Source organism: Micromonospora violae, from assembly GCF_004217135.1.
Classification (GTDB): Bacteria; Actinomycetota; Actinomycetes; order Mycobacteriales; family Micromonosporaceae; genus Micromonospora; species Micromonospora violae.
Genome location: NZ_SHKK01000001.1, coordinates 1,910,250 through 1,926,097 on the forward strand (window position 1 = coordinate 1,910,250; position 15,848 = coordinate 1,926,097).

Consider the following 15,848-nt stretch of genomic DNA (forward strand, 5'->3'; position numbering starts at 1 on the left):
GGTGGGGTTGCGCACCCGGCGCGGGGCTCGGCGTTAGCGGATCGGTTGAGGCAGCATGGAGAGGTGATGGAGAACCTCGACGTGTTGACCTCACTGGTGGCCGGTGGTGGGGTGGTGGTGCTCAGCGGCGCCGGCCTGTCCACCGAGTCGGGGATTCCGGACTACCGGGGGCCCAGTGGGGTGGCGCGGCGCAACCCGCCGATGACCTTCCAGGCGTTCACCCGCGATCCGTTGGCCCGGCGGCGGTACTGGGCGCGCAGCCACCTGGGGTGGCGGTTGATCGCCGGCGCGGCGCCGAACGTCGGGCATCGGGCGGTGGCCGGGTTGCAGCACGCCGGCCTGGTCGACACGGTGATCACCCAGAACGTCGACGGTCTGCACGGTGCGGCCGGCAGCCCGTCGGTGATCGAGCTGCACGGTCGTCTCGACGAGGTCACCTGCCTGAACTGCGGGAACCTGACCTCCCGGGAGGAGCTGGACCGGCGGTTGCGCGAGGCCAACCCGGACTTCGTGGCCCACGTCGCCGGCGTCAACCCGGACGGTGATGTTGATCTCCCCGACGAGCAGGTGGCGGCGTTCCGGCCGGTGGACTGCGGGATCTGCGGCACCGGGATGTTGAAACCGGACGTGGTGTTCTTCGGTGAGACGGTGCCGCCGCAGCGGGTGGCGCGGTGTTTCGCGGCCGTGGAGCAGGCCCGGTCGGTGCTGGTGCTGGGGTCGTCGTTGACGGTCATGTCGGGGCGCCGCTTCGTGATTCGCGCCGTCAAACGGGGCATTCCGGTTGCGATCGTCAACCAGGGGCCGACCCGGGGTGACGGGCACGCCACCGTGTGCGTCGACGCGCCGTTGGGTGCGGTGCTGCCGCAGCTGGCCGCGCGCGTCGGCGCCGGGGCGCCGCTGCCGGTGTGACGACCCGGGCCGCCCCGGTCCGGGCTCCCGGGCGCGGCGAGGGGCCGCGGGGGTAGGACATCTGCCGGAAACACGGGCGCTGGTAGCGTTGACCACGCCGGTAACACCCACGTGGGAGAGACCGCCCGATAGCACGTAGGGCGGCGCCGAAGGGGCAAATCCTCCCCGGAACCTCTCAGGCAAAAGGACCTCGTGGGCAGGCACTGTGGAGCGCCCCCGTGGGTGCGACAGAGGGGGAGGCCGACATGTCGACCTCGCCCCGGGAGTGCCCCTGATGACCGTAGAGCAGTTCGCCACCCGTCACATCGGTCCCGGCCCAGACGATGAGCGTCGAATGTTGGACATCGTCGGCCACGACTCGATCGATGAGCTGATGGACGCCGCGATCCCCGAGGTGATCCGCTGGCACGGCACCCTCGACCTGCCCGACCCGGCCACCGAGGCCGAGACGATCGCCGAGCTGCGGGCCCTCGCGGCGCGTAACACCGTCGCCGTCTCCATGATCGGGCTGGGCTACCACGGCACGCACACCCCGGCGGTGATCCGCCGCAACGTCCTCGAAGACCCGGCCTGGTACACGGCGTACACGCCGTATCAGCCGGAGATCAGCCAGGGCCGCCTGGAGGCGCTGCTGAACTTCCAGACGATGGTCACCGACCTGACCGGGTTGGCCACCGCGAACGCCTCCATGCTCGACGAGGGCACCGCGGCGGCGGAGGCGATGACCCTGGCCCGGCGGGCGTCCAAGAGCAAGAGCAGTGTGTACGTCGTCGACGCCGACGCGTTGCCGCAGACCATCGCGGTGATCACCAGTCGGGCCGAGCCGCTCGGCATCGACGTGCGGGTCCTCGACGTGGAGCGCGACGAGTTGCCGGCGGACTTCTTCGGCGTGCACCTGCAGTACCCGGGGGCGTCCGGGGCGGTACGCGACCACGCGGGCCTGGTCGAGGCGGCGCACGCCGTCGGCGCCCTCGTCACCGTCGCGGCGGACCTGCTGGCGTTGACGCTGCTGCGCGCACCGGGGGAGATCGGCGCGGACATCGCCGCCGGCACCACCCAGCGTTTCGGCGTACCGATGGGCTTCGGTGGGCCGCACGCCGGTTACCTGGCGGTGCGTTCGGGCCTGGAGCGGATGCTGCCCGGGCGTCTGGTCGGGGTGTCACGTGACGCGGACGGCAACCCGGCCTACCGGTTGGCGTTGCAGACCCGGGAGCAGCACATCCGGCGGGAGAAGGCGACCAGCAACATCTGCACCGCGCAGGTGCTGCTCGCGGTGATGGCCGGCATGTACGCCGTCTACCACGGCCCGGACGGGCTGCGGGACATCGCGACGCGTACCCACGCGATGGCGGCGCGGCTCGCGGCCGGGTTGCGCGCCGGCGGCGTGCCGGTCGCGGACGTCGCGTTCTTCGACACCGTCACCGCCCGGGTGCCGGGTCAGGCGGCGCGGGTCGTCGAGGCGGCCGCGCAGCGGGGCGTCAACCTGCGGCTGGTCGACGCCGACCAGGTCGGGATGTCCTGCGACGAGACGACGACCGAGGCGCACCTGCAGGAGGTGTGGGCGGCGTTCGGTGTGCCCGCCGTCGACGGGCCCGTCGACGCGGCCCTGCCGGCGGCGTTGACCCGCGGCAGTGACTTCCTCACCCACCCGGTGTTCCGCAGCCACCACTCGGAGACGGCGATGCTGCGCTACCTGCGGCGCCTGTCGGACTTCGACTACGCCCTGGACCGGGGCATGATCCCGCTGGGGTCGTGCACGATGAAGCTGAACGCGACCACCGAGATGGAGCCGGTCAGCTGGGCGGAGTTCGCGAACATCCACCCGTTCGCGCCGGACTCGCAGACCGTCGGGTACCGGGAGATGATCGGTCAGCTGGAGTCGTGGCTGGCCGAGGTGACCGGCTACGACGCGGTGAGCGTGCAGCCCAACGCCGGTTCGCAGGGTGAGCTGGCCGGGTTGCTGGCGATCCGCGCGTACCACGCGTCGCGCGGTGAGACGCACCGCGACGTGTGCCTGATCCCGTCGTCGGCGCACGGCACGAACGCGGCGTCGGCGGTGATGGCCGGTATGCGGGTCGTGGTGGTGGCCTGCGACGCCGACGGCAACGTCGACCTCGTCGACCTGGACGCGAAGATCGACAAGCACCGGGACGCGCTCGCCGCGATCATGGTGACGTACCCGTCGACGCACGGCGTGTACGAGACGGGCATCGCGTCGCTGTGCGCGAAGGTCCACGACGCCGGCGGGCAGGTGTACGTCGACGGGGCGAACCTCAACGCCCTGGTCGGGTTCGCCAAGCCCGGCAAGTTCGGCGCGGACGTGTCGCACCTGAACCTGCACAAGACGTTCTGCATCCCGCACGGCGGCGGTGGCCCCGGTGTGGGCCCGGTCGCGGTCCGCGCGCACCTGGCGCCGTTCCTGCCCGGCGACCCGCTGGGCGCGCACGTGGACTCCACGCCGGCGATCTCGGCGGCGAAGTACGGGTCGGCGGGCATCCTGCCGATCCCGTGGGCGTACCTGCGGATGATGGGCGCCGAGGGGCTGGCCCGGGCGACCGGGGTCGCGGTCCTCGCCGCGAACTACGTGGCGGCGCGGCTGCGGGGACACTTCCCGGTGCTGTACGCCGGCAACAAGGGCCTGGTGGCGCACGAGTGCATCCTCGACCTGCGGCCGTTGACGAAGGCGACCGGGGTGAGCGTCGACGACGTGGCGAAGCGGCTGATCGACTACGGCTTCCACGCGCCCACCATGTCGTTCCCGGTGGCGGGGACGCTGATGGTGGAGCCGACCGAGAGCGAGGACCTGGCCGAGCTGGACCGGTTCTGCGACGCGATGATCGCGATCCGCGCGGAGATCGAGCAGGTAGCGTCGGGGCAGTGGCCGGCGGGGGACAACCCGCTGACCAACGCGCCGCACACCGCGGCGATGGTCAGCGGTGACGAGTGGTCGCACGCGTACCCGCGGTCGGTGGGCGCGTACCCGGCCGGGGTGGACCGGGCCGGGAAGTACTGGCCGCCGGTGCGGCGCATCGACGGCGCGTACGGTGACCGGAACCTGGTCTGCTCGTGCCCGTCGCCGGAGGCGTTCGAAGACTGACAACCGACGACTGACGTCGGCGCGCCGGGGCGGGCGGTATGGCCGCCCCGGCAGCCGCTGCGACCTGGGCGGGGACGTCCCTTACCGGGGGACTAGCCTGGGTCGACGGCGGCTATTCGGTGACTCTGAGTGGTCGATCAGGCCACGAGGGCGTGGCGGGCGGGGCCGCGGTGCGGTGCGATGCTGCTGCCGTCGGGAAGCAACTCGCCGGTGTCCTCGAAGACGATGACACCGTTGCAGAGCAGGCTCCAGCCCTGCTCACGGAAGCAGGCGAGGACCCGCGCGGCTTCCCGGTCGGTAGCTTCAGCGGAGGGACAGGTCGGTTGGTGCTGGCACATCGGGTTCTCCGGACTGTGGGGGCACTGTGTCATGGTTCACATGACCAGTGACGCACAGTACCAAGCGAAAGTGTCCAGCATCGAGCAGGTGCCCGCCTGGTGCGCGAGAAATCCACTGAACGGATGAGGAAGGTCGGACCATACGGCGTGGAAACGCTCCCACAGGTGTTGGTCGATGCGCCCGCAGCGCCACCCGCGTGCCGGGGCGCGCTCGTCGAACACGCCCGCCTGCAGTGGCGCCGCGCCGACGGCGGCGATCCCGCCATGCTCGTCGAGGAGTTCCTCGCCGCCCACGGCCTGCCGCTGGACGACCTGGCACGTCCCGCGCCCAACCACGACCAGGGCGGTCCCTGCGGCGCAGCCCTGTACGTCTCAGCGGCCGCGGGCGCACTGCTCGCCGGCGCGCCAGCCGGCCCACCGAACCCGGCACCGGCGCTGCCGGAGGTCGCCGTGGTGGTGTACGGCCACGCCGAAACACCACCACCACCACTGCGGGGCGTCGGCCCCTGGCGGCTCGGTGACTGGCAGGAGAGCTGGACCCCGGGGCAGCACGCGGCAGCGGTCGAAGCGGTCCGCCAGGCCATCGGCCGCGGCGACGTCTACCAGGTCAACGTCGTCGGGCACGCCGCCGCCCCCTACACCGGTGATCCGCTGCCGGCCCTGGGGCGACTCGGCGCGCTGCCGGGCGCCCGCTACGGCGGCACGCTCACCGGCGCGGGCTGGGCGATCGGCTGCGCCTCCCCGGAGACGCTGATCGAACTCACCGACGGCCGCCTCGTCACCCGACCCATCAAGGGCACCCGCCCGGCCACCACAGCCGGCGAGCGGGAGCTGCGCGCCAGCGCGAAGGAACGCGCCGAGCACGTGATGATCGTCGACCTGGAACGCAACGACCTGGCCCGCGTCGCCCGCACCGGCACCGTGCGCGTCGACGAGCTCTTCGCGGTACGCCGCTGGTGTGACCTGTGGCAGGCCGAGTCGACGATCTCCGCGGCCGTCGCCGACGGGCTGGGTCTGGCCGACCTGCTGCGCGCGGTCTGCCCCGGCGGCTCGGTCACCGGCGCGCCGAAACGCGCCGCCCTGGACCAGATCGCCGCCCTCGAACCCGTCGGACGCGGCGCCGGCATGGGCGCGCTCGGCTGGGTCGCCCCCGGCCGCATCGACCTGGGCCTCACCATCCGCACCGCCGCCGCCGATGGTGAGCGGCTACACGTGTGGGCCGGTGGCGGGATCACCTGGGGCAGCGACCCGCAGGCGGAGGTTGCCGAGGCGGCCGCCAAGAGCCGCCCGATCCGGGCCACCCTCGCCGACGGCTGACTCACACCGCGCTGTCCGGCTGGTGTCACCGCACCCCGTACCCGGCCCCGACCGCATTCAGAAAGGCCAGGGCCTCGGCGTCGCGCGATCCCGGCGGCGCGCTGTAGAGCACGAGGTGCTGGTCGCGGTCGGCGAGGGTGAGCCTGTCGCAGTCGACGGTGATCTCCCCGACGACCGGGTGACGGAAGGTCTTGGTGAGCATCGACGCGCCCCGCACGTCGTGCCGCTCCCAGAGCCGGGCGAAATCGGCGCTGCCCGCGCGGAGTTCGGCGATGAGTTCGGTCACCGCGGGGTCGGACGGGTAGCGGGCGACGGTGGATCGGAGCCCGGTGACGACGTGGTGCCGGAACTCCGCAGCGTCGGAGACCCCGTACAGTGCCACGTCCGCGCGCGGCGACCCGAAAAACGCCCGGCGGGCGAGATTGCGCTCCTGCGGGGTCAGCGGGGCGAAGTCCTCCATCAGCGCGGCAGCGAGATCGTTCCAGGCCAGCACCTCGAAAGCGGCGGACGTCACGAAGGCGGCCGTCTGCGGCAGCCGATCGAGGAGCGTGAGGATGCTCGGGCGGACGTCGCGCCGATGCACCCCCGTACGGCTCGGTGCGGTCCCCGCGAGGACGTGCAGATGATCGGACTCGGTGTCGGTGAGCCGCAGGGCGCTGGCGATCCCGGCGAGGACCTCGCTCGACGGCCGCGGCGCCCTGCCCTGCTCGAGCCGCACGTAGTACTCCGTGGAGATGTGCGCGAGGACCGCCACCTCCTCACGGCGAAGACCCGGTGTCCGGCGTCGCGGGCCCGAGGGCAGGCCGACGTCCTGCGGCCGGAGCCGCTCGCGACAGCTCCGTAGGAACGCGCCGAGGTCCTGCTTGTCCATACGGCAATTCTGCACCCCGCGCGGCGGCGGATCCTGGTACGGACAGTGCCTGCATCCGACCTGGAAATCGACCCAGGATCACCTCATGGCGAACAACACCGACATCACACCCATCGGCCTGCTCACCGGCAAGGTCGTGTTCATCACCGGCGCCAGCCGCGGCATCGGGGCGGCCGCCGCCCAGCTCTTCGCACGCGAAGGCGCGGCGGTCGTGCTCGCCTCCCGCAGCGCCGACGCGCTTCAGCGGATCGTCGCCGCCATCCGCGCGGATGGGGGCGTCGCGGACGCCGTGACGGTCGACCTCGCCGACCGGGCGAGCATCCGCGACGCGGTCGACCGCATCGAGGCGCTGCACGGACGGCTCGACGGCGCGTTCAACAACGGCGCCGCAATCCAGCAGCCCGGCCCGCTCGACACGACGAGCGACGACGACATTGAAGAGCAGTTCGCTGTGAACTTCCGGGCGCAGTGGTATGCGATGAACCTTGAGGCCGCTCTCATGCGCCGAGGTGGTGGCGGGGCGATCGTCAACAACTCGAGCATCGGCAGTCGCCGCGCGAACCCGGAACTGCCGGCGTACGGCGCGATGAAGCGCGCGCTCAACAGCATCACCGAGACTGCCGCCGTGACCTGGGGGCGACAGGGGATCCGCGTGAACGGCATCACGCCCGGTGGCACCGCGACGGAGATGATCGACACATGGGAGGCGGCGTCGTCCGGTGTGACCGAGCGCATCCGGGCGCTCAGCCCGCTCAACCGGATGGCCTCGCCTCGGGAGGTCGCCGAGGTGGCCGGGTGGCTCCTCAGCGATCGCGCGTCGATCGTGAACGGCGCGATCGTGCCGGTCGACGGTGGCGCCGGCGCCTGAGCGGGAAACACCCGCTCAGGCCGTGGCGGTGGGCCGCCTCGACCAGTTCGAGGCGGCCGGCCAGCCATCGACACGGCGTCAAAGGTGCCCGTCCACGCCGGTCGCGCCGCCGGATAATCTTGTCGGCATGACAATGCGGCCCATCCGGATCATCGGCGACCCCGTCCTGCGTACCCCGTGCGAGCCGGTCACCACGTTCGACGCCGAGCTGCGCGCCCTCGTCACCGACCTGATGGACACCCTGCTCGGCGCCCCCGGCCGCGCCGGCGTCGCCGCACCGCAGATCGGCGTCAGCGCCCAGGTGTTCGTCTACGACGCCGACGGGCACCGCGGCCACCTCATCAACCCCACCCTGGAGTTGTCCGAGGAGCTCCAGGACGACGAGGAGGGCTGCCTGTCCATCCCCGGGCTGTACTTCCCGACCGTGCGGGCCCTGCACGCCACCGCCCACGGCGTCGACCAGCACGGCGAGCCGCTGACCGTCGCCGGCAGCGGGTTCCTGGCCCGCGCCCTGCAACACGAGACCGACCACCTGCGCGGGCAGCTCTACGTCGACACCCTGCGCGGCGACACCCGCCGCCGGGCCCTGCGCGAGATCCGCGCCGGGCGCTTCGACTCACCCAGCCGAAACAGGCCCTAGCCCGCCAGCGCGGTCAACGTCCACTCGTCGTAGTCGGCGAACCGGGTGAACCCCACCCGCTCGTACAGGCGTACCGCCGTCGCGTTGTCCGCCTTCACGTTCAACGTCACGTGCGTGACGCTCTCCCGCAGACGCGCGCACAACGCCGCCACCACCGCCGCGCCCAACCCCCGCCCCCGCCAGCTCGGATGTGTCGTGACATTGCCCAGAGCCGCCACCTTGTACGCCGGTGAGAACACGTGCACCCCGGCCACCGCGACCAGCTCACCGCCCTCGCGGACCCCCAGGTACTGCCCGGTGTCGAGCATCCGCTCGTCGAACCAGTTACCCGGGTACGCGTGCGCGTACAACTCCCGCAGCGACGGCAGGTCCGCCGCGGTGAGCGGCACACCCGCCGGCGTCACCGCCGCCAGCCGGGCCGGATCCGTCAACGCCATCCGGTGGTGCCGGCCACCGGCGTCAATCCGGAACGTTCCCGCCAGGGCGTCGGTCAGCCCGGGGGAGAGGTGTGCGTACAGCCGGGCGGGCAGCAGCGGCGCCACCTGCGTCAGCAACACCCGCAGCGCCGCGGTGTCCGCCGCTGTGGCGAACGCCAGCAACGTCGGCGGATCCACCCCGTGGTACAGCAACGCGACCTGCTCACCGCGACGGAACCACGACGTGTAGGGCCAGAAGAAGTCGTCCAGGTCACCCAACTGGTAGGCGTGCAGCACCGGATCGCGGCCCAGCAACCGCGCCAGGACCGCCCGGTCGTGCTCCGCCCGCACCGCCATCAGCGGGCCATCCACTGGTCGTAACCCAGCTTCGCCACCAACGCCAGCACGACGACCAGCAGCACCACCCGCACGAACCCCGAGCCGCGCCGCAATGCCATCCGCGCGCCCAGCACCGCGCCGGCGATGTTGCACACCGCCATCGCCGCGCCCAGCAGCCACCACACGTGCCCGGTCACCCCGAACACCACCAGCGCACCCAGGTTCGTTCCCGCGTTGACGATCTTCGCCATCGCTGAGCCGTGCACGAAGTCCGCCCCGATCAGCGCGGTGAACGCCAACACCAGGAACGTGCCGGTGCCCGGCCCGATCAACCCGTCGTACAGGGCGATGCCCACCCCGGCCACCGCGATCACCACCGCCACCCGCGCCGGGGTGCGCCGCTGCGACTGCGCCACCACCCCCAGTCGGGGCCGCAGCAGCACGAACACCGCCACCGCCACCAGGACCACCAACACGACCGGCCGGTACGCCGACGCCGGCACCGACCCGGCCAACGCCGCACCCACACCCGCGCTGAGCACCGCCAACCCCGCCGCCGGCCCCGCCACCCGCCAGTCCAGCTTGGTCCTGCGGGTGTACGTCGCCGCCGCCGTGGCCGTACCGAAGATCGCGGCCAGTTTGTTCGTGCCCAGCGCGGTGGCCACCGGCAACCCCGGGGCGGCCACCAGCAACGCCGGCAGCAGCAACAACCCGCCACCACCGACCACGGCGTCGACCCACCCGGCCATCGTCGCGGCGGCCAGCAGGGTAGTCAGCGATACGGGGTCCATGGGTGGCAATTCTGCGCACCGGGGCGGCGCCGACCAGGCCCGAAGTGGTCAGCCTCACCTCACCGACCGCGCGTACGGCGCAACCACACCCCCAACGCTCCGACCGCCACGAACACCAGCATCGAGCACAGCAGCACCTTCACCACCCGGCAACCCTGCCACGGGGACGTAAGGTGCAGGAGTGCGCCTGGCCACCTTCAACCTGCTGCACGGACGGTCCCTCACCGACGGGCTCGTCGACTCCGACCGACTCGCCGCCGCCATCGGCGCCCTCGACGCCGACGTGCTCGCCCTGCAGGAGGTCGACCGCGACCAACACCGCAGCGGCAACCTCGACCTCACCGCCATCGCCGCCCGCGCCCTGGACGCACCGCATCACCGCTTCGCCGCCGCCGTCGTCGGCACTCCCGGCGAACAGTTCCGCCCGCTACGCCACGACGACGACGGCCACGGCGAACCCTGTTACGGCGTCGGCCTGATCAGCCGACACCCCGTCCGCAGCTGGCAGGTCACCCGGCTCAAACCGGCGCCCGTGCGTTCCCCGGTCTACGTGCCCGGCCCTCGCGGGGGGCTCGTCCTGCTGCACGACGAACCCCGGGTGGTCCTCGCCGCCGTCCTGGACACCCCGCACGGCCCTCTCACCGTCGCCGCGACGCACCTGTCGTTCGTGCCGGGCTGGAACGCCCGCCAACTGCGCCAGACCGTCCGCGCCCTGCGCGCGCTACCGGCCCCCCGCGTCCTGCTCGGCGACCTCAACCTGCCCGCCGGCGCGGCCCGGCTCATCTCCGGCTGGCACCCGCTGGGCCGACGTCCCACCTACCCGTCCGGGCAGCCCCGGGTCCAACTCGACCACATCCTCGCCGACCGGCACGCCCTCTACCACCTCCCACCGGTACGCGCCGTCACCGCCCCGCCGTCCACCATCTCCGACCACCGGCCCCTGCTGGTCGACCTCGGCTGAGGCCACCGGCAGCTGAGCATGGGCCGCCGTCACGCCTTTCGTGGTGTCATGCCGCCGGTGACGTAGCCGGCGACGACGTGCGCCAGGTGGTCGATCGCGTCGCGGGTGCCCACGGCGATCAGCGTGTCGCCGTAGCGCAGGGTCCACCCGCCGTCGGGGTTGAGGGTGAGGTGCCCGTCGCGCACGATCGCGACGACGGCGGCGTCGCTGCGCAGGCTCCGCAGGGGTCGACCGTCGAAGTCGCCGCCCGCGGGAATGGGCACCTGGGCGACCGTCACCGCGGCCAGGTCCGCGTCACTGTCCGCCATCAGGTCGACGACCGGGGTCGCGTCGAGCAGGCTGACGAGGTGGTGGGCCTCCAGCGGCGACAGCGCCACCGCCGCGCGCGTGTCGGCCGGGTCGTCGCGGTCGTACAGGGCGATGTCGCGGGCCCCGTTGGGGTGGCAGATCACGCCGAGTCGGGTGCCGTCGCCGGTGACGAACGAGTACGAGACGCCGACGCTGGGCAGGGTGATGCGTTCGATTTCCATGCCGGACTCCTCCTTGGTGATTCCGCGACCCGTTCGGGGTCGCCGTACTCGCCGTGCCAGTGCGCCAGCCGCCCGGCGCGGCTGACCGCCCGCAGTCGACGTTCGGTGGCCTCACGCACCGCCGGGGTGGTGAGCACGAGCAGGTCGTCGCCGGTGCGCAGCCGGGTGTCCGCCGCCGGGACGAACGCGACACCGTCGCGGAGCACCAGCGGGGCCACCGTGGGGTACGGCAGCCGCAACTCGTCCAGGTACGTGCCGTGCAGCTTGGAGCCCTCGGTGATGGTGACATTGATGAGGTCGGCGTCGATGTTGTCCAGCGGGGCGATCTCCACCTGCAGGTCCGGGCCGACGCGGTGCGGGACCAGCCCGAGTGTGCGGGCGAGCCACGGCAGCGACGGCGCCTGGATGGCGGTGAACACCACGACGAGCACGAAGACGATGTTGAACACGACCAGGCTGCCCGGGGTGCCGGCCACCACCGGCACCGTGGCCAGCACGATGGGCACCGCCCCGCGCAACCCCGCCCAGGACAGGAACACCTGCTCACGCAGCGGGATGCGGAACGGCAACAGGGTCAGCAGCACCGACACGGGCCGGGCGACGAGCAGCAGGGCCGCGCCGACCACCAACGCCGGCACGATCGCCGCCGGCAGGTCGGCCGGCGAGACCAGCAGACCCAGCATGACGAACAGGCCGATCTGCGCGATCCAGCCGAGCCCCTCGGCCAGCGACTCGGTGGCCCGCCGGTGTGGCAGGCCGGCGTTGCCGAGCACCAGACCCGCCAGGTAGGCGGCGATGAACCCGCTGGCCTGGACCAGGCCGGCGCCGGCGAACGCGAGCACCCCGCACGCGAACGTGGCGATCGGATACAGCCCCGAGGTGGGCAGGGTCAGCCGGCGCAGCAGCCACACCGCCGCCACGCCCACCCCGACGCCGGCGAGCGCGCCGACCACCAGTTGGTAGCTCATCTGGGCGAGCATCCCGCCCGGCGACAGCGTGGTCAGACTGGTCGCGCTGAACGCCAGCACCAGGATGAACGTGGGCGCGTCGTTGAGCCCCGACTCCGCCTCCAGCAGGTTGCTCAGCCGCCGGGGCAGCGGCACGGCGCGCAGCACCGAGAAGACGGCGGCCGCGTCGGTCGACGAGACGATCGCGCCGAGCAGCAGCGCCAGCTGCCAGTGCAGGCCGAGCAGGTAGTGCGCGGCGGTGGCGGTGACGGCGACGCTGATGAACACACCGAGGGTGGCCAGCGCGCCGGCCGGGCGCAACGCCCGCCGCACGTCGCTGATCCGCGTGGTCAGACCACCCTCGACGAGGATCACCGCGAGGGCGGCCAACCCGAGCGCCTGCGCCAACGCGGCGTCGTCGAACGGTAGCCCGAGCCCACCCTCGCCGAGCAGCAACCCGACGCCCAGGTACGCCAGCAGCACCGGCATCCCGGCCTTCGCGGCGATCTTCGCCGCGCCCACGCTGACCAACGCGACCAGCGTCCCGGCCGCCAGCAGCAGGTACAGCGACGGCAACGTCACGGCGCACCGCCGAGGACGAAGTAGCGCAGCCACACGTAGACGCCGGCCAGCGCCACGGTGACGATGGTCAGTAGCAGGCCGTCGCGGGTGAACCGCCAGAACGAGATCGGGTACCCGGCCCGTTGCGCCAGGCCCACCATCACCACGTTCGAGGCGGCGGCGACCACGGTGGCGTTGCTGCCGAGCCCCGCGCCGAGCGCGAGGGACCACCACAGCATGCCGGCCTGTTCCATGCCGCCGTTCGCCGCGACGAGCTGATCGATGATCGGGCTGATGGCGGTCACCGACGGGATGTTGTCGACCAACGCCGACATGAGCGCCCCGCCACCGATCAGGGTCAACGACGCGCCGAGCAGGTTGTCGCCGACCGCGTCGGTCGCCAAGGTGCCCACCACCTGGATCACACCGGTGTCGACCAGCGCGCCGACCATGACGAACAGGCCGGCGAAGAACGCCAGGGTGGGCCACTCCACGTCGCGCATCACACTGCCCGTCTCCAGCCGTGACACCCCCAGCAGGACGACACCGCCGGTCAGGGCGATCACCGCCGGTTCCAGGTGCACGACGGTGTGCAGGCCGAACCCGGCGAGGACGAAGACCAGGACGATGCCGCTGACCAGCAGCAGGCGCGGTTCCCGGATCGCGTCGCGTTCCCGCATCGCCAGCACCGGCCCGACCCGTTCCGGGTGGTACGTCAACGCCGACCGGAAGAGCACCCGGCAGAACAGCAACAGCACACCCAGCAGCACGACGACCAGCGGCGCCAGATGCACCAGGAACGAGTTGAACGACAGCCCCGCCCGAGCGGCGATGATGATGTTGGGAGGGTCACCGATCAACGTCGCCGTCCCGCCGAGGTTCGCCGCGAACACCTCCGCCAGCAAGAACGGCACCACGGGCGCGCCGAGCTGCCGACACACGGAGATCGTCACCGGGGCGACGAGCAGGACCGTTGTGACGTTGTCCAACAGCGCCGACGCCGTCGCGGTGATCAGCACCAGGATCACCATGAGCCGGTAAGGTCGCCCCCGAGCCCGTTTCGCCGCCCAGATCGCCAGATACTCGAAAACGCCGGTGCGACCCAGCACCGACACGATGATCATCATCCCGATGAGCAGGACAATGACCCGCCAGTCGATGCCCGTGTCCGTGGAGAAGAACGCCTCCTGCGTACCGGTCAACCCCACCGCGAGCATCAGCACCGCGCCACCCACCGACGCGGCGACCCGGTCCACCCGGTCCGTAGCGATCAGCGCGTACACGACCGCGAACACCGCCACCGCCAACCAGCCCGCCGTGGTCATCCACCGCCCCCCTCTCCGCGAGCCCCGAAGGCCCCCGTGTCGTCTGCTCCTCAACCGTCGCCAACCAGGGGTGCTCCTGACATCGGGGCCAACACTCATTCCACGGCGCTGACCACCGCACAACATGAGAGCCAGCCCCCATAGACACCCACGCGACGCCGACGAGATCCTGAGGTACCGGAGCGTCGACATCCCCGGGAAGCCGCGCCCGGCGACCATGAAGGGGCCGAGACACACCGAGGGAGGACGGGCACGGTGTCGCTGTTCTGGCGGATCTTCCTGATCAATGCCGCGGTCCTCACCGCGGCGACCGTCCTGGTCCTGCTGGGCCCCGTGACAGTGTCGACACCGTTCGTCCTCACCGAAGCGCTCATCCTCAGCGGCGGACTGGCCGTCATGCTCGTCGCGAACGCGCTCCTGCTGCGCGTCGGCCTGGCACCGCTGCAACGCCTCACCCGGGCGATGACCACCATCGACCTGCTCCGCCCCGGGCCCCGCCCCGCGGTCACCGGGCACGCCGGCATCGCCGCCCTGATCAGCACGTTCAACGCCATGCTCGACCGACTCGAAGCCGACCGCGCCGCCAGCAACGCCCGGGCGCTGTCCGCCCAGGAGAACGAGCGCCGGCGCATCGCCCAGGAACTGCACGACGAGATCGGCCAAACCCTGACCGCCGTCCTCCTACAGATCAGCCGCGTCGCCGACAACGCCCCACCCGACCTACGCGCCGAACTGCACCAGGTGCAGGAGACCACCCGCGACAGCCTCGACGAAATCCGCCGCATCGCCCGCCGCCTGCGACCCGGCGTCCTGGAAGAACTCGGCCTGATCGCCGCCCTGCGCTCACTGTTCGCCGAGATCTCCCACCACAGCGGTCTCCAGGTCCGCCGGGACTTCGCACCCGATCTGCCCGCACTCACCGAGGAAGTCGAATTGGTGCTCTACCGCGTCGCCCAGGAAGGCCTCACGAACGTCGCCCGGCACGCCGCCGCCAGCCGCGTCGACATCACCCTCATCCCACACCGCGACGGCGTACGGCTGCGCATCCGCGACAACGGTCGCGGCATCGACGGCCAGCCGGAAGGCGCCGGCATCCGCGGCATGCGCGAACGGGCACTGCTCATCGGCGCCCACCTCACCATCGACCCCGGCCCTGACGGCGGCACCGAAGTCACCCTCGACGTACCCGACCCGGCAGGCCTGGCATGAGCGCACCCATCCGCATCCTGCTCGCCGACGACCACGCGCTGGTACGCCGCGGCGTGCGTCTCATCCTCGACGGCGAACCCGACCTGACCGTCGTCGCCGAGGCCAGCGACGGCGCCGAAGCCCTCGAACAGGCCCGCCTGCACCAACCGGACCTGGCCATCCTCGACATCGCGATGCCCCGACTCACCGGCCTGCAGGCCACCCGCGAACTCATCAGACAACAACCAGGCCTGCGGGTCCTGATCCTGACCATGTACGACAACGAACAGTTCTTCTTCGAAGGCCTGCGCGCCGGCGCCAACGGCTACGTCCTCAAATCCGTCGCCGACCGCGACCTCGTCGAGGCATGCCGCGCCGCCATGCGCGACGAACCGTTCCTCTACCCCGGCGCCGTCACCGCGCTGATCCGCAACTACCTCGACCGCGTCCGCAACGGCGAACCGGTACCCGAACGCGCCATCACCGGCCGCGAGGAGGAGATCCTCAAACTCGTCGCCGAGGGACACTCCTCCAAGGAGATCGCCGAACTGCTGTTCATCAGCATCAAGACCGTCGAGCGGCACCGCAGCAACCTGCTGCAGAAGCTGGGCCTGCGAGACCGACTCGACCTCACCCGGTACGCCATCCGCGCCGGCCTCATCGAACCCTGACCGGCACCGAGCCGCAAGATTCCCTCAAGATCATTGCATCGACCAACTCCGACGATCATGCTGGGGCGACACGCGCCAC

Annotated in this window: 15 protein-coding genes and 1 riboswitch; of the genes, 8 read left to right on the plus strand and 7 right to left on the minus strand. The window is 71.8% G+C overall.

The genetic code is table 11. The features are described 5' to 3' along the window. Positions 1 to 66 precede the first annotated feature (66 nt). Complete coding sequence (locus EV382_RS08625; RefSeq protein WP_130401055.1) at positions 67 to 909, plus strand: NAD-dependent protein deacetylase; 843 nt, start codon at positions 67 to 69, stop codon at positions 907 to 909. Positions 910 to 1,011: 102 nt separating this feature from the next. Beyond that, positions 1,012 to 1,110, plus strand: a riboswitch (glycine riboswitch). A 73-nt stretch (positions 1,111 to 1,183) separates the two neighbouring features. After that, positions 1,184 to 4,006 (plus strand): aminomethyl-transferring glycine dehydrogenase, encoded by a 2,823-nt coding sequence (gcvP, locus tag EV382_RS08630; RefSeq protein ID WP_130401056.1) that lies wholly within the window; start codon positions 1,184 to 1,186, stop codon positions 4,004 to 4,006. Between the two features lie 137 nt (positions 4,007 to 4,143). Here gcvP and EV382_RS08635 read toward each other — a convergent pair whose 3' ends face one another. Beyond that, positions 4,144 to 4,344: a DUF5999 family protein gene (locus EV382_RS08635; protein ID WP_007460326.1), complete on the minus strand. Its 201-nt coding sequence runs from the start codon at positions 4,342 to 4,344 to the stop codon at positions 4,144 to 4,146. Between the two features lie 96 nt (positions 4,345 to 4,440). Between EV382_RS08635 and EV382_RS08640 the strand changes: the two genes are divergently transcribed. Next, the gene (locus EV382_RS08640) at positions 4,441 to 5,661 is read left to right on the plus strand and encodes a chorismate-binding protein (protein WP_208758581.1); all 1,221 of its coding nucleotides are present in this window, start codon (positions 4,441 to 4,443) and stop codon (positions 5,659 to 5,661) included. A gap of 25 nt (positions 5,662 to 5,686) precedes the next feature. Here the strand turns inward: EV382_RS08640 and EV382_RS08645 are convergent, their stop codons facing one another. After that, positions 5,687 to 6,532: a helix-turn-helix transcriptional regulator gene (locus tag EV382_RS08645; RefSeq protein WP_130401058.1), complete on the minus strand. Its 846-nt coding sequence runs from the start codon at positions 6,530 to 6,532 to the stop codon at positions 5,687 to 5,689. 85 nt (positions 6,533 to 6,617) lie between these two features. Here EV382_RS08645 and EV382_RS08650 point away from each other — a divergent pair, with 85 nt between their 5' ends. Further along, positions 6,618 to 7,400 carry an SDR family NAD(P)-dependent oxidoreductase gene (locus tag EV382_RS08650; protein ID WP_130401059.1) on the plus strand — a complete coding sequence of 261 codons (783 nt, stop codon included), beginning with the start codon at positions 6,618 to 6,620 and terminating at the stop codon, positions 7,398 to 7,400. Between the two features lie 127 nt (positions 7,401 to 7,527). After that, the gene (gene def / locus EV382_RS08655; protein ID WP_130401060.1) at positions 7,528 to 8,040 is read left to right on the plus strand and encodes a peptide deformylase; all 513 of its coding nucleotides are present in this window, start codon (positions 7,528 to 7,530) and stop codon (positions 8,038 to 8,040) included. On the opposite strand, the gene EV382_RS08660 is transcribed toward def, so the two are convergent. Both EV382_RS08660 and EV382_RS08665 read right to left on the minus strand, forming a co-directional pair. Next, positions 8,037 to 8,828, minus strand: a complete 792-nt coding sequence (locus EV382_RS08660; protein ID WP_130401061.1) for a GNAT family N-acetyltransferase — start codon at positions 8,826 to 8,828, stop codon at positions 8,037 to 8,039. The genes def and EV382_RS08660 overlap by 4 nt on opposite strands. Further along, the gene (locus EV382_RS08665) at positions 8,813 to 9,586 is read right to left on the minus strand and encodes a sulfite exporter TauE/SafE family protein (protein ID WP_165435748.1); all 774 of its coding nucleotides are present in this window, start codon (positions 9,584 to 9,586) and stop codon (positions 8,813 to 8,815) included. The genes EV382_RS08660 and EV382_RS08665 overlap by 16 nt, the downstream gene beginning before the upstream one ends. A 181-nt stretch (positions 9,587 to 9,767) precedes the next feature. On the opposite strand from EV382_RS08665, the gene EV382_RS08670 reads away from it, so the two are divergent. Then, a complete protein-coding gene (locus EV382_RS08670) occupies positions 9,768 to 10,547 on the plus strand; it encodes an endonuclease/exonuclease/phosphatase family protein (RefSeq protein ID WP_130401062.1) in 780 nt (259 codons plus the stop codon). 29 nt (positions 10,548 to 10,576) lie between these two features. On the opposite strand, the gene EV382_RS08675 is transcribed toward EV382_RS08670, so the two are convergent. Genes EV382_RS08675 through EV382_RS08685 form a run of 3 tightly spaced genes read right to left on the minus strand, consistent with a single transcriptional unit; the run spans position 10,577 to position 13,910 of the window. Beyond that, the gene (locus tag EV382_RS08675; protein WP_130401063.1) at positions 10,577 to 11,077 is read right to left on the minus strand and encodes a cation:proton antiporter regulatory subunit; all 501 of its coding nucleotides are present in this window, start codon (positions 11,075 to 11,077) and stop codon (positions 10,577 to 10,579) included. Continuing rightward, positions 10,996 to 12,606, minus strand: a complete 1,611-nt coding sequence (locus EV382_RS08680; RefSeq protein ID WP_130401064.1) for a potassium/proton antiporter — start codon at positions 12,604 to 12,606, stop codon at positions 10,996 to 10,998. Before EV382_RS08680 ends, EV382_RS08675 begins: the two co-directional genes overlap by 82 nt. Then, a complete protein-coding gene (locus tag EV382_RS08685) occupies positions 12,603 to 13,910 on the minus strand; it encodes an ArsB/NhaD family transporter (RefSeq protein ID WP_130401065.1) in 1,308 nt (435 codons plus the stop codon). The genes EV382_RS08680 and EV382_RS08685 overlap by 4 nt, the downstream gene beginning before the upstream one ends. 255 nt (positions 13,911 to 14,165) lie before the next feature. Between EV382_RS08685 and EV382_RS08690 the strand changes: the two genes are divergently transcribed. After that, complete coding sequence (locus tag EV382_RS08690; protein ID WP_130401066.1) at positions 14,166 to 15,119, plus strand: HAMP domain-containing sensor histidine kinase; 954 nt, start codon at positions 14,166 to 14,168, stop codon at positions 15,117 to 15,119. Then, the gene (locus tag EV382_RS08695; protein WP_130401067.1) at positions 15,116 to 15,769 is read left to right on the plus strand and encodes a response regulator; all 654 of its coding nucleotides are present in this window, start codon (positions 15,116 to 15,118) and stop codon (positions 15,767 to 15,769) included. The genes EV382_RS08690 and EV382_RS08695 overlap by 4 nt, the downstream gene beginning before the upstream one ends. The last annotated feature ends 79 nt before the right edge of the window (positions 15,770 to 15,848 follow it).